Annotated in this window: 13 protein-coding genes; 3 read left to right on the forward strand and 10 right to left on the reverse strand. The window is 63.6% G+C overall.

Annotation, left to right across the window (positions count from 1 at the left end):
• The first annotated feature begins 24 nt into the window (after positions 1 to 24).
• Positions 25 to 1,311, forward strand: a complete 1,287-nt coding sequence (locus tag AB1286_RS05345; protein WP_430362290.1) for a D-amino acid dehydrogenase — start codon at positions 25 to 27, stop codon at positions 1,309 to 1,311.
• Positions 1,312 to 1,519: 208 nt separating this feature from the next.
• Here AB1286_RS05345 and AB1286_RS05350 read toward each other — a convergent pair whose 3' ends face one another.
• The 4 genes from AB1286_RS05350 to AB1286_RS05365 form a co-directional block, all read right to left on the reverse strand.
• The gene (locus tag AB1286_RS05350; RefSeq protein ID WP_430362291.1) at positions 1,520 to 2,455 is read right to left on the reverse strand and encodes an electron transfer flavoprotein subunit alpha/FixB family protein; all 936 of its coding nucleotides are present in this window, start codon (positions 2,453 to 2,455) and stop codon (positions 1,520 to 1,522) included.
• A gap of 14 nt (positions 2,456 to 2,469) precedes the next feature.
• Positions 2,470 to 3,219 carry an electron transfer flavoprotein subunit beta/FixA family protein gene (locus AB1286_RS05355; RefSeq protein ID WP_116136501.1) on the reverse strand — a complete coding sequence of 250 codons (750 nt, stop codon included), beginning with the start codon at positions 3,217 to 3,219 and terminating at the stop codon, positions 2,470 to 2,472.
• 284 nt (positions 3,220 to 3,503) lie between these two features.
• A complete protein-coding gene (locus AB1286_RS05360) occupies positions 3,504 to 4,157 on the reverse strand; it encodes a methionine ABC transporter permease (RefSeq protein ID WP_430362292.1) in 654 nt (217 codons plus the stop codon).
• Complete coding sequence (locus tag AB1286_RS05365; protein ID WP_430362293.1) at positions 4,150 to 5,181, reverse strand: methionine ABC transporter ATP-binding protein; 1,032 nt, start codon at positions 5,179 to 5,181, stop codon at positions 4,150 to 4,152. Before AB1286_RS05365 ends, AB1286_RS05360 begins: the two co-directional genes overlap by 8 nt.
• 340 nt (positions 5,182 to 5,521) lie before the next feature.
• Here AB1286_RS05365 and AB1286_RS05370 point away from each other — a divergent pair, with 340 nt between their 5' ends.
• Positions 5,522 to 6,349: a lysophospholipase gene (locus AB1286_RS05370; RefSeq protein ID WP_430364992.1), complete on the forward strand. Its 828-nt coding sequence runs from the start codon at positions 5,522 to 5,524 to the stop codon at positions 6,347 to 6,349.
• A gap of 7 nt (positions 6,350 to 6,356) precedes the next feature.
• Here AB1286_RS05370 and AB1286_RS05375 read toward each other — a convergent pair whose 3' ends face one another.
• Both AB1286_RS05375 and AB1286_RS05380 read right to left on the reverse strand, forming a co-directional pair.
• Positions 6,357 to 7,166 carry an enoyl-CoA hydratase gene (locus tag AB1286_RS05375; protein WP_430362294.1) on the reverse strand — a complete coding sequence of 270 codons (810 nt, stop codon included), beginning with the start codon at positions 7,164 to 7,166 and terminating at the stop codon, positions 6,357 to 6,359.
• Positions 7,167 to 7,257: 91 nt separating this feature from the next.
• Complete coding sequence (locus tag AB1286_RS05380; RefSeq protein ID WP_430362295.1) at positions 7,258 to 8,181, reverse strand: histone deacetylase family protein; 924 nt, start codon at positions 8,179 to 8,181, stop codon at positions 7,258 to 7,260.
• Between the two features lie 257 nt (positions 8,182 to 8,438).
• Here AB1286_RS05380 and mltB point away from each other — a divergent pair, with 257 nt between their 5' ends.
• A complete protein-coding gene (gene mltB, locus AB1286_RS05385; RefSeq protein ID WP_430362296.1) occupies positions 8,439 to 9,800 on the forward strand; it encodes a lytic murein transglycosylase B in 1,362 nt (453 codons plus the stop codon).
• 55 nt (positions 9,801 to 9,855) lie between these two features.
• Here mltB and AB1286_RS05390 read toward each other — a convergent pair whose 3' ends face one another.
• The 4 genes from AB1286_RS05390 to rfaD all read right to left on the reverse strand — a co-directional run bounded on the left by AB1286_RS05390 (position 9,856) and on the right by rfaD (position 13,647).
• Positions 9,856 to 10,917: a hypothetical protein gene (locus tag AB1286_RS05390; protein ID WP_430362297.1), complete on the reverse strand. Its 1,062-nt coding sequence runs from the start codon at positions 10,915 to 10,917 to the stop codon at positions 9,856 to 9,858.
• 188 nt (positions 10,918 to 11,105) lie between these two features.
• The gene (gene cysM / locus AB1286_RS05395) at positions 11,106 to 12,008 is read right to left on the reverse strand and encodes a cysteine synthase CysM (protein ID WP_430362298.1); all 903 of its coding nucleotides are present in this window, start codon (positions 12,006 to 12,008) and stop codon (positions 11,106 to 11,108) included.
• Between the two features lie 265 nt (positions 12,009 to 12,273).
• Positions 12,274 to 12,579 (reverse strand): ComEA family DNA-binding protein, encoded by a 306-nt coding sequence (locus tag AB1286_RS05400; protein WP_430362299.1) that lies wholly within the window; start codon positions 12,577 to 12,579, stop codon positions 12,274 to 12,276.
• Positions 12,580 to 12,654: 75 nt separating this feature from the next.
• Positions 12,655 to 13,647: an ADP-glyceromanno-heptose 6-epimerase gene (gene rfaD / locus AB1286_RS05405; protein ID WP_430362300.1), complete on the reverse strand. Its 993-nt coding sequence runs from the start codon at positions 13,645 to 13,647 to the stop codon at positions 12,655 to 12,657.
• Between the last annotated feature and the right edge of the window lie 68 nt (positions 13,648 to 13,715).

Raw genomic sequence — 13,715 nt, forward strand, 5'->3', positions numbered from 1 at the left:
ATTGATCGGTATTTGGGAGTAGCTATGCGAGTCGTGATCTTGGGTAGTGGCGTCGTCGGCGTAACGAGCGCCTATTATCTGGCGCGAGCCGGCCATGAAGTCACGGTCGTCGATCGTGAAGCGGGACCGGCGCTCGACACGAGCTTCGCGAACGCCGGCCAGATCTCGCCCGGTTACGCGGCGCCGTGGGCCGCTCCCGGCGTACCGCTCAAAGCAGTGAAGTGGATGTTCCAGAAGCACGCGCCTCTCGCAATCCGTCTGGACGGCACGCAGTTCCAATTGCGCTGGATGTGGCAGATGCTGCAAAACTGCACCGCCGAGCGCTATGCCGTCAATAAAGGCCGGATGGTGCGCCTCGCCGAATACAGTCGCGACTGTTTGCAGGCGTTGCGCGCCGATACCGGCATCCAATACGAAGGCCGCACGGGCGGCACGCTGCAAGTGTTTCGCACGCAGCAGCAGCTCGACGGCGCACAAAAAGACATTGCCGTGCTGAAGGACGCCAACGTGCCGTACGAGCTCTTGAGCCCCACCGAGCTCGCACGTGCCGAACCGGCGCTGGCCGCCGTCTCGCATAAGCTCACGGGCGGCCTGCGGCTGCCCGGCGACGAAACGGGCGATTGCCAGTTGTTCACCACGCGCTTGGCCGCACTCGCGGAATCGCTCGGCGTCAAGTTCCGGTTCAACACGCCGATCGACGCGCTCGAAATGGCCGGCGGCCGCATCGCCGGCGTACGCTGCGGGGCCGAGACACTACGCGCCGATGCGTATGTCGTCGCGCTCGGCTCCTACTCGACGCAGTTCCTCTCGGGCGTCGTGAAAATCCCCGTGTACCCGCTCAAGGGCTACTCGATCACGGCGCCGATCGTCGATGCGGCTAAAGCACCGGTATCGACGGTGCTGGACGAAACGTACAAGATCGCGATCACCCGTTTCGACGACCGCATTCGCGTCGGCGGCATGGCCGAGATCGTCGGCTTCGACAAGAAGCTGCGTCAAGCGCGCCGCGAAACGCTCGAGATGTGCGTCAACGACCTGTTCCCCGGCGGCGGCGATACGCGCCAGGCGTCGTTCTGGACGGGTCTGCGCCCGATGACGCCGGACGGCACCCCGGTTGTCGGCCGCACGCCGGTATCGAATCTGTTCTTGAACACGGGGCACGGCACGCTCGGCTGGACGATGTCGTGCGGCTCGGGCCAGTTGCTTGCCGATCTCATCTCGGGTCGCCGCCCGGCCATTCAATCGGACGACCTCTCCGTTCATCGCTACCTCGGCGAGCTCGGCAGCGCTCCGCAACCCGCTTACGCGTAACGGCTCACGCATACCCTCAGTAGCCGGAAGCAGCACGAACGGCGCCCCAACCGGGCGCCGTTTGTTTTGCGTGCTCGCGTTTCAACGAGCGGCGCGATCGATGAGCGCACCCGCAGGTATGAGATTAGATAGCAAAAGGGGCACAGCTCTTTGAGCCGCGCCCCTTCGGGTGCTACCTTCATTCGCCGAATTTTTCGGCGACCCTCGCTCAGCCCAATGCGTTCACGAGTTCCGGTACGAGCGTGAACAGATCGCCGACGAGGCCGTAATCGGCCACGCTGAAGATCGGCGCTTCGGGATCCTTGTTGATCGCGACGATCACCTTCGAATCCTTCATCCCGGCCAAGTGCTGAATCGCACCCGAAATGCCGACGGCCACGTACAACTGCGGCGCGACGATCTTGCCCGTCTGCCCCACTTGGTAGTCGTTCGGCACGTAGCCCGCATCGACGGCCGCGCGCGAAGCGCCCAGCGCCGCACCGAGCTTGTCGGCCAACGGCTCGAGCACCTTCGTATAGTTCTCGCCGCTGCCGAGACCCCGGCCGCCCGAAACGATGATATTCGCGCTCGTCAGTTCCGGACGATCGAGCTTCGTCACTTCGCGGTTCACGAACTGCGAAACGCCGCGGTCGGCCGCCGCTTCGATCTTCTCGACCGACGCGCTGCCGCCTTCGCTTGCAACGGCGTCGAAGCCCGTCGCACGCACGGTGATCACCTTGATTGGATCGCTCGATTGAACCGTCGCGATCGCGTTGCCTGCATAGATCGGACGCTCGAACGTATCGGCCGATACGACAGCCGTGATTTCGCTGATCTGAGCGACATCGAGCTTGGCCGCCACGCGCGGCGCCACGTTCTTGCCGTACGCCGTAGCCGGCGCAACGATATGCGAATAATCCTTAGCCACGTTCAGCACGGTGGCTTCGACGTTTTCCGCGAGGCCCTCGGCCAGTTGCGGTGCGTCTGCGAGCAGCACCTTTGCCACGCCTGCAATCTTCGCCGCGGCGTCGGCCGCGCCTTGCGCGTTGTGGCCCGCGATCAGCACGTGCACGTCGCCGCCGATTTTTTGCGCGGCAGCCACGGTGTTCAGCGTCGCGCCCTTGATGGACGCGTTGTCGTGTTCAGCAATAACCAGAATCGTCATGTCTTTCGCTCCCCTCACAGCACCTTGGCTTCGGTCTTCAGCTTCTCGACCAGCGTCTGCACGTCCGGCACCATCACGCCGGCGCTACGCTTGGGCGGCTCTGCTACCTTCAGCGTCTTCAAGCGGGGAGCGACGTCCACGCCCAGGTCTTCGGGTTTGATCGTTTCCAACGGCTTTTTCTTCGCCTTCATGATGTTGGGCAGCGTCACGTAACGCGGCTCGTTCAGGCGCAGATCCGTCGTCACGACAGCGGGCAGCGTGAGCGTCAGCGTTTCCGCGCCGCCGTCCACTTCGCGAGCGACCGTCGCCTTGCCGTCCGCCACCGTGACCTTCGAGGCGAACGTCGCTTGCGGCAAGTTGGCGAGCGCGGCCAACATCTGGCCCGTTTGGTTCGAATCGTCGTCGATCGCTTGTTTGCCGAGAATCACGAGCTGCGGCTGCTCTTTGTCGACGAGCGCCTTCAACAGCTTAGCAACAGCCAGCGGTTGCAGGTCTTCGTTCGATTCGATCAGGATCGCGCGATCGGCACCGATCGCGAGCGCCGTGCGCAGCGTTTCTTGCGCTTGCGCCACGCCGGCCGATACCGCCACCACTTCCGTGGCCACGCCCGCTTCCTTCAGACGAACCGCCTCTTCCACGGCGATTTCGTCGAACGGGTTCATCGACATCTTCACATTCGCAATGTCGACGCCCGTGCCGTCCGACTTCACCCGGACCTTGACGTTGTAGTCGACCACGCGCTTGACAGGCACCAAAATTTTCATGCACACGCTCCAAAGTTACGAATACGTCAACCCAGCGGCCATTATAGCGACAGCCCATGCTGCAACCGCACTAACCGACGGTTCGGCAAAGCCCCAATGGGCAAAATGGGTAGCCCATGCGGGGCTGGCCCATGCCGGGCTGCCCCACTGAACTCAGTACCCCGGGGATGCCGCGAACGCGCCGCGGCGGCGCATTTCACAATAACGAACGATCGTTTTATTTTAAAGAGGAAGCGCGCCGTGCGCCAGGCCGGGTTTCGACCAACGCCTCTAACGCTCCCCGCTCATCGATGGCTCAAACGGCGGACGATCCAATCGCCGAACGACTGCACGAGCTGCACGAACACGATCAGAATCGCGACGACCGCCACCATGACCTCGGGCAAGAACCGCTGATACCCGTAGCGGATCCCCAAATCGCCCAATCCGCCGCCGCCGATCGCACCCGCCATGGCCGAGTAGCCTACGAGCGAGACGAACGTGATCGTCAGGCCGGCGACGATGCCGGGCAAGGCTTCGGGCAACAAGACTTTGAAGACGATCTGACGCGTGCTCGCGCCGAGCGCCTCGGCCGTTTCGATGAGCCCGCGATCGACCTCGCGCAACGCCGTCTCGACGAGCCGCGCGAAGAACGGCGCACAGGCGATCGTCAGCGGGACGACGGCGGCCGCGGTGCCGATCGAGGTGCCCACGATCAGCCGCGTGAACGGAATCACCGCCACGAGCAAGATGATGAACGGCGTCGAGCGTACGGCGTTGACGGTCAGGCCCATCGCGCGGTTCGCCGCCACGTTTTGGAGCACGCCGCCGCGATCCGTCAGAAACAGCAGCACGCCGAGCGGCAAGCCGACAAGCGCGCCGACCACCCCCGAGATGCCGACCATGATCAGCGTTTCCCAGAACGACTGAGCGAACATCGAGAACATTTCATCAAACATGCGAGAGCTCCTCGACGACGACGCCTTGCTCGCGCAGGAAATGAAGCGCGGCGGTCAATTGCCCGTGCTCGCCGCCGGCGAGTACGGCGAGCGAACCGAACGCCTGCCCTTGGATCTCATCGACCTGCCCATGCAGGATGTTGAAGTCGAGCGCATAGCGGCGAATCGTCTCCGAGAGGATCGGGCGATCGACGCCGGCGCCGGCGAATGCGAGCCGCAGCAATTGCCCCTCGCCGGCCTTCAGTTGTTCGGCTACGCGCGCCTTCACGGCACTCGGCAACTCGTGCGCAATGACGTCGCCCAGCAATGCGCGCGTGACGGCGTGACGCGGCTTCAGAAAGACGTCGATAACCTCGCCCTCTTCCACCACGCGTCCCGCGTCGAGCACGGCCACGCGATCGCAGACGTCCTTGATCACTTCCATTTGATGGGTGATGAGGACGATCGTCAGATTGAGTTCGCGATTGATGCGTTTGAGCAGTTCGAGAATCGAGCGCGTCGTTTCGGGATCGAGCGCCGAGGTAGCCTCGTCCGAGAGCAGCACCTTGGGCCGGCTCGCCAGCGCGCGCGCAATGCCGACGCGCTGCTTTTGCCCGCCGCTGATGCGCGCCGGATAGCGATCCTTCAACGTACTCAAGCCGACGAGTTCGAGCAGCGGCAAAACCGTCGCTTCGATTTCGGCCCGCTTCATGCCGGCCAGCTCGAGCGGCAATGCAACGTTATCGAAGACCGTTCGCGAGTTCAGCAAATTGAAATGCTGGAACACCATGCCGATTTCGCGGCGGGCCTCGCGCAATTGCTGAGCGCTCAGGGTATTCAACTGCTTGCCGTCGACGATGACTTCGCCGGCACTCGGCCGAGCGAGCAAATTGATCGTGCGCACGAGCGTGCTCTTGCCCGCGCCGCTACGGCCGATGATGCCGAAGATCTGGCCCGCCGGAATACTCAGATTGATGTCGTGCAGCGCATCGACCCAGCCGCTTGGGCCGGCGAAACGCTGCGAAATATGGCGTAGTTCGATCATGAAAAAACGAAACGGCGGGAACCGCGCCGACCCCGGGTCCTGCCGGGTCGCCGCATTCGCCGCCGTTGCAGCATGGGAGTAAGAATGACGACGTGCGATTTTATCGCGTCGCACAAATAGCGTTTAATAATTAATTTCCAGGTCTTCATGACTGAAGGCTATTAGAGGCGCTCGACCTCGCGGGTACGCCTTCCTAGCGCTGACGAGCGGCTATGATCCAGCGCAAACGACACCAGAATGGAGACGCGCCATGTCCACGACGACAGCGCCGCAAGACGAATTCGGCTCAGCCGCGACTAAACGCCGCACCACAGCCGAGCTTCCACAGCCGGAGGGTTCCGTGCGTGCTGCCGACGGCGTCGAACTCGCGCTCTATCGGTGGCCCAGTACCGTGCCGACGCGCGCAACGGTCGCGCTTGTCCACGGGCTAGCCGAACATGCGGGCCGCTATACGGCGCTTGCGGGCCGCCTCGGCGCGGCGGGAATCGAACTCGTGGCGATCGACTTGCGCGGTCATGGGCATTCGCCGGGCGAGCGCACCTGGGTGGAGCGTTTCGACGCCTATCTGGACGATGCCCGCGCGTTGCTCGACGCGGCGTCGCGTCCCGGCACGCCGCTGTTTTTGATGGGGCACAGCATGGGAGGCACGATCGCGACGTTGTTTGCGATCGAGCGCCTAGATGCCTTCGCCAAAGCGCGGCACCCGCTCGCCGGTCTCGTTCTCTCGAGCCCGGCGCTCGCACCCGGCAAGGACGTCCCGCGCTGGATGCTGTCGGCAAGCCGCATCGTGAGCCGCCTATGGCCGCGCTACAAGGCGATGAAGATCGAGCCCGCGCTGCTCTCTCGCGATCCGCTCGTGGTGCAGGCCAATCGCACGGATCCGCTCGTCCATCATGGCGCCGTCCCCGCGCGAACCGGCGAGCAGATCCTCGCCGCCATGGCGCGTATCGAACAAGGGCGCGCCTCGCTGCGGTTGCCGGTGCTCGTCTACCACGGAACGGCCGATAAGCTGACGGAGCCCGAGGGCAGCCGGGCGTTCGCCGCGCACGTCGGCTGCACCGACCGCACGCTTACGCTCTACGAGGGCGCCTATCACGAGACGATGAACGATCTCGATCGCGACCGCGTGATCGATGCGTTGATCAAGTGGGTCCTCGCGCACGCCTAACGGCCGATCATGCCTTCCAGGACGGCGCGCGCTTTTCGACGAAGGCTTGCATGCCTTCCTGCGCAGCCGGGTCGATCGCGTTGCAGGAGATCGTTTGGACCGCCATTTGATAGGCCGCCTCGATCCCCATCTCCAATTGCCGGTAAAAGAGCGACTTGCCCATGCCTACGGCAGCGGCCGGCTTATCGCATATGCGCTTGGCAAGAGCCGCCACGTCGTTATCGAGCGCGTCAAGCGGCGTCATATGGTTAATGAGCCCGAGTTCGCGCGCCTTGGCCGCATCGATGAAGTCGCCGGTCATCAGCATCTCGAACGCGGCTTTGCGCGGGATGTTGCGCGAGAGCGGCACGGCGGGCGTGGCGCAGAACAGTCCGTAATGAATACCCGACGTGGCAAACCGTGCCGTATCGGCCGCGACGGCCAAATCGCACATGGCGACGAGCTGGCAACCCGCCGCCGTCGCAATGCCTTGCACGCGAGCGATGACAGGCTGAGGCATGCGCTGAATCGTCATCATGAGCGCCGAGCAGCGCGCGAAGAGCTTCCGATAGAAGTCGAGCTCGGGCGTCGCCTGCAACTCTTTCATATCGTGCCCCGCGCAATACGCCCGCCCCTGCGCCGCCAGCACGACGACTCGCGCGTCGGACTGCGCGATTTGCGTGAGCGCGGTTTTCAGCTCGTCGATCGCTTGCTCGGACAATGCGTTGAACGCATCGGGCCGATTGAGCGTGACGCGCACGACGCCGGGCAGTCCATAAGCGGCTTGCTCGACCAATAGCGTGGGGGAAGAAGGAGACGACGAAACGGAGGAATTCATGATCTGTTGACTGCAAAAAGCGGTGAGCGGCCGCATGGTTTCCGATGGACGATTCGACGCGGCCAAGTCCGGCAAATCGATACGGCCGGTATCAAATCCCGGCGAGCGCGCGAATGTGCGCGACCACGCTACGTCCGAGCGCGGATAAGTTGTAGCCGCCTTCGAGGCAACTGACGATCCGTCCGCGTGCGTGGCGCTCGGCAATGGCGCGTATTTGCTGCGTGATCCACGTATAGTCGTTTTCGACGAGCCCCATGTTGCCGAGATCGTCTTCGCGATGGGCGTCGAACCCGGCCGAGACGAAAATCATCTCGGGCTTGAATGCCTCGAGCCGCGGCAGCCAGATCATATCGATGGCCTCGCGTACGGCCGACCCGGGCGTACGGGCGGGCATCGGCAAATTGACCATGTTGGGCGCTTGATTGTCGGCGCCGCTGAACGGATAGAACGGGTGCTGGAAGAAGCTGCACATCAGCACGCGCTCGTCGCCCGCGAACGCCGCCTCGGTCCCGTTACCGTGATGCACGTCGAAATCGATGACGGCAACACGCGCAAGGCCGTGCACTTCTAGCGCGCGGCGTGCGGCGATCGCCACGTTGTTGAAGAAGCAAAATCCCATTGCACGAGCGGGCTCCGCATGATGCCCGGGGGGACGCACGCCGCAAAACGCGTTCTCATAGCGCCCCTCGATCACCGCATCGGTCGCCGCGACGGCGGCCCCGGCCGCACGCAGCGCCGCTTGCCACGTGTGCGGATTCATCGCCGTATCGGGATCGATCCACGCGTACCCTTCCTGCGGCGCGCTGCGCTCGATGAACTCGATGTGCGCACGCGTATGGACGCGCGCGAGCTCGTCGATGTCGGCAAGCGGCGCGCTTTCGCGTTCGATCAATTCGGATATGCGGCTCGAGATCAATTGATCCTCGATCGCGGCAAGTCGCTCCGGACATTCCGGATGCCCCGGCCCCATCTCATGCAATGAACAATCGGGGTGTGAATAGAAGGCGGTCGCCATGATCGTTCGTATGCCGCGTGGCGCGGCGTGTCTCCTCAGTTGCTTCGTCGGCCCTCGATTCGGCCAGCGATCGAGCTACGTTACCACAGCCGGCCGCCGGCAATCCGTCCAATTCCGCTCAGAGGCTGTTGCGCGCGACACGATTGCGGGCCGCCGATCCCCGGCATGTAGGGCGTAACGGCACGATTCTCGGCGCGGCGGTTCCGCGTGCGGCAGCCGTTCGTTATACTGCGCCGAACCCTTGCCATTGCCCTCCTATGACCGGTCAATACGCTTCACCCGCAGCAAAACGGCGACGCCTCGCCGTGTTCGTCGCCCTGGCGCTCGGCGCCGCGGTTTCCTGGCAGGGCGCCTGCGCCCAGAGCACGTTGCCGGCCAAGCATGCACCCGGCCTCGCTCAAAACCAGGCACCGCAGGCACCGCAAGCAACGCCGCCGGGCTCCACCTTCGAAGAGGAAATCGTTCCGCAGCGCTACGCCGATAACGCCGACGTCAATGCGTTTATCGACGACATGGTGGCGCGTTACGACTTCGACCCTACGGCGCTGCACGCACTGTTCGCCGGCGTCAGTTACTCCGCGACGGCCGTTAAGCTCGTGACGCCCGCGCCCAAGCCGTTCCCGAAGAACTGGCGGGTCTATCAGGCGCGCTTTCTCGATCCGGTGCGGATCAATGCGGGCGTGAAGTTTTGGCGGCAAAACCGCGCAACGCTGCAACGCGCTTATGAACAATTCGGCGTGCCGCCCGAGGTTGTCGTCGGCATCATCGGCGTAGAGACGATGTACGGTCGCTACATGGGCAACTTCCGCGCACTCGATGCGCTGACGACGCTTGCGTTCGACTACCCGAATACGCCGAACCGCGCCGAGCGCGAGATGACGTTCCGCAAGAACCTCGAGGACTATCTCGTTTGGACGCGCGACGCCCAGCTCGATCCGACCACGGTGTTCGGTTCGTACACCGGCGCGATCGGCATCCCGCAGTTCCTGCCGAGCAGCATCGTCAAATACGCGGTCGACTACGAAGGCAATCACCACATCGATTTGCGCGCGAGCGAAGCCGACGCGATCGGCAGCGTCGCGAATTACCTCGCGCAAAACGGCTGGGAAAACGGCCGCCCCGTGGTATGGCATATCGCCGTGGACGCGGGCAGCATCGGGATCGCGCAGGCTGCGGCCGACGGCCAACCGGAGCCGCATTGGCCGCTCGCGCAGATGCTGCGCGCCGGCATGAAACTCGACGAGCCCAATTTCGATCTGGCCGCGGAAGACAGCACGCCCGTGACGGTCATCGACTTGCCGACTCCGTCCCAGCCTACCCAGTACATGCTGGGGCTGCAAAACTTCTACGTGCTCACTCGCTACAACCGCAGCTTCTTCTACGCGCTCGCGGTCTACGAACTCGGACAACGCGTGAAGGCCCGCATCGAGGCCGAGGACGGCGTGAAGCAAACGTCGGCGCCGGTAACGTCTGCAACGCCGCAGAGTACGCCCGCCCCGACGGCCGCACCCGCGCCGTCCGCGATCGCACCCGGTCAACCGGCAACCGAAAACGCCGCGCCGGCGCCAGCGCAATCGCCGTCGCAGCAAACGCCGCTCGAACCGCCGCGGCCGCAGTGAACGTCATGGGTCGACGGCGGGCCGCCCCGCCGTTGCACCCGCGACGGCCCTCCGTTCAGAAAGTCAAACTGGCGCTTGTCGGCGCAACCGACACGCCGTAATTGCAAGGCGGCGCGCTGTCCTGCAACAAGCCGCTCGCCTGCCAACCCGGGCGGCGGATCCGCTTATCGTAAACATCGAGTAGCGAGACCGACGTAAAGTCGACAAAACCGTTGGCCGAATACTGATCGCATGCACTGACGCCGTAGACTTCGACAACGCCCGCGAATGCCCAATCGAAGGTCTGGCCGAAGCTGCTCGTTTGTTTAAGCGTCGATTGACGGCCGTTCGTTTTGTCGACGGTCGCGACGTTCCATGTCGAACACATCTTGCCCGCCGCGCAATCCCCGCTGACGGTGCCGACGATCGTATCGCCCGTCCCTACGCCCTCGGGATTGCTGTAATTCACATTGCCCGAAGTGCAGCAATTCCAACTCGATATCGTCCACGCGTGGTCGTTAAAGCCGTTCCAGCCGAGTACGGGCTGCAAGATCGTGACCACGTTTTCGTAGTCTTCGAGTCCGGGGAAGTAATAGAGCACTTGGCCGGCGTCCGAACTCGGCCCGGACGGCACGAGCCATTTGGCTGCGATACCGCCGAACGGCGCCTTGTCGTTGAACCAGCTCGCCTCGAGCCAACCGTCCGCCGAGGGGGACGTCCCGGCCAGTCCAGGCACGGGCAAGCCCGCCGACGACGCCGTGCCGGCCGGCGCGATTCGCGCGCCTTGGGTCGCATAGCTAGGATAGGCGCACGCACGTACCGGTATGGTCGTACCATCGGCGCGTTCGATGCGTCCATCGCCGAGTAGTACTTGGTCGCGGCCGACCGGATGCACGCACGACGGATGAAAGAAACCGAACGGCGTGACGACGTACCCTTGGGGCACGCCACGAGGCGCATGGGCCGCAAGCGTCGGAGTCGGAGTCGAAGTCGGGTTTGGCCCTGCACCGCTCGCGGCCGACGGCTCACCGGCCCACGCATGAGTAAGTAGCGCGCCGAACAACACGGCGCCAAGCATAAAAAAAGCGGCGACGGCGCCCATTCGCGCTGTCGCCGCTTCGAGGTAGCGTTTTTGCATGTCCTTCTCCTGTCGAGCAGCGGAGCGCTTGCTCCGGCCGACGGAACTATAGGGCCCATCGAACGCTTAGCCTAGCCGTTCAATCGGCTAGGCATCGTCATGCAAGAACGCGCACGCGGCTTGCGCGTGCGCGATGCCCTCTCATCGCTATCTCTATTCGCGGCACGATGCTGCCGCATGCGAAGTCGTCAGGCCGGAAATACGCCCGTCGACAGGTAGCGATCGCCGCGATCGCAGACGATGAAAACGATCGTGGCGTTCTCGACTTGCCGCGCCACCCGCAAGGCCACTTCGCAAGCACCGCCCGAGGAAATCCCGCAGAAGATACCCTCGACCGATGCCATGCGACGTGCCATCGCCTCGGCAGCGGCTTGCGATACGCTCTCGGTCCGATCGACGCGCGTGCGGTCGAAGATCTTCGGCAAATACGCCTCGGGCCATTTGCGGATGCCCGGGATACGCGAGCCTTCCTCGGGCTGCGCGCCGATGATTTCGATCGCGGCGTTTTGCTCCTTCAGATACCGCGATACGCCCATGATCGTCCCCGTCGTACCCATCGACGAGACGAAGTGCGTGACACGGCCTTCGGTATCGCGCCAAATTTCGGGGCCCGTAGCTTCGTAATGCGCAACCGGATTGTCGGGGTTGGCGAACTGATCCAAGATGATGCCGCGGCCGTCCCGCTGCATCTGTTCGGCGAGGTCGCGCGCATACTCCATGCCGCCTTTCACGGGCGTCAGCACGATCTCGGCGCCGTATGCCGCCATGCTCTGGCGCCGCTCGACGGACAGGTCTTCCGGCATCAGCAACACCATTTTGTAGCCCCGGATCGCCGCCGCCATCGCGAGCGCGATGCCCGTATTGCCGCTCGTCGCCTCGATCAGCGTATCGCCCGGCTTGATGCGCCCGCGCGCTTCGGCTTTCGCGATCATCGAAAGCGCCGGCCGATCCTTCACCGAACCCGCGGGATTGTTGCCTTCCAGCTTCGCAAGCACGACGTTGTTGCGGCTGCGAATTTCATCGTCGGCCAAGCGGACGAGCTGGACAAGCGGCGTATTGCCGATCGTGTCTTCGATGGTTTTGTAGGACATGTGCGTGTACGCGCTGCGCGCCGTTCCGTTGAGCGATATCGATTCGTTCGATTGTAAAGCACCGCGCAAGCCATCGCCCGGTAGGGTCTTTTTCGGCGCATATCGCCGGCACCGCCGCCAAGCAAAAAACCCGCGACGCGTCGCGGGAAACCGTCGACGAAACATGACGGCTGAAGGAGCCTGCAAGCATGCGATGTTGCCCGCCCGCGCTTGCCCGGCGGGCCTCATCCGAACGGAGGCAAACGGATCAGGTTGGCGCGTTCGGTCACGCCGCAACCCGCCCCGAATCCGCATTCATCGCGTCGCTGACGGTCAAGCCCTCGGCACGCAGGCGCTCCACCGCCTGCCCGCCCAAGCCTTTGACGCGTTGGCCGAGATCGTCGGCGTCTTTAAACGGCCCGCCCGCGGCGCGCTCATCGACGATCGCCCGCGCCCGGGCGGGGCCGATGCCTTTGATCGCACGCAGCGCCGCTTCGTCGGCCGTGTTGACGTCGACATCCGCTGCATGAGCCAAAAGAAACGGAAACGCGGCGGCAAGGGCCACCGCGAACGAGAGAATGCGCTTGAACATGTTGCCTCCAGATGCAAAAGCCGGCCGGCGAGGACCGACCGTGAGGCTCCAAGTCTAAGAATCGCGCGCCGTGCCTTACAGTTGGCCGGATAGCCAACGCACGTAGCGATCGACGCCTTCTTGAACCGTCAGGAACGGCGCGTCGTAGCCGGCCGCGCGCAAACGCGTGGGATCGGCTTGCGTGAAGCACTGGTATTTGCCGCGCAGCGCATCGGGGAACGGCACGTATTCGATGAGCCCGCGCTGCACCATCTCGGCGAGCGAAAGCGGCGGCTGATTCTCGAGCGCGCGCAGCGTATTGACGACCGAGGTCGCGATATCGTTGAACGGCTGGGCGCGGCCCGTACCCAAGTTGAAGATGCCCGACTTTTCCGGATGGTCGAAAAAGAACAGATTCACCTTGGCCACGTCTTCGACCGACACGAAGTCGCGCGTTTGTTCGCCGGCCGGATAGCCGTTGTATTCGCCGAACAGCTTGACCTTGCCTTCGGCACGGAACTGATTGAAGTTGTGGAACGCGACCGACGCCATCCGCCCTTTATGGGCTTCGCGCGGCCCGTACACGTTGAAATAGCGAAAACCGGCGATCTGGCTTTTAGCACTCGGCATCACGCGGCGAACGACCTGATCGAACAAAAACTTCGAGTAGCCGTATACGTTCAGCGGCGCCTCCACTTCGCGCTCCTCGACGAAACGCGTCGAGCCGCCGTAGATCGCCGCCGACGAGGCATAAAGAAACTGCGCGCCTTGCGCCAGGCAAGCGTCCAACACCGCACGGCTATAACGGAAGTTGTTCTCCATCATGTAGCGGCCGTCGGTCTCCATCGTGTCCGAGCAAGCCCCTTCATGAAACACGGCTCGGACCTTGCCGAAATCGCCGCGAGCGAAACGTTCGACGAACTCCGTCTTGTCGAGGTAATCGTCGATCTCGCAAGCGACGAGGTTCTTGAATTTGTCGGCACGCGTGAGGTTGTCGACGGCGATGATGCGCGTTTCGCCGCGCGCGTTCAGCGCGCCAACGAGATTGGCGCCGATGAAGCCGGCGGCTCCGGTAACGATGACAGTCATGATCGTATTGGCGTTGATTCGATAACGATGATAGGCGGCCGATGCGGGTGCGGGCGAGCGCGGCTCGC

This window comes from Trinickia sp. NRRL B-1857 (assembly GCF_050470685.1).
Lineage (GTDB): Bacteria > Pseudomonadota > Gammaproteobacteria > Burkholderiales > Burkholderiaceae > Trinickia.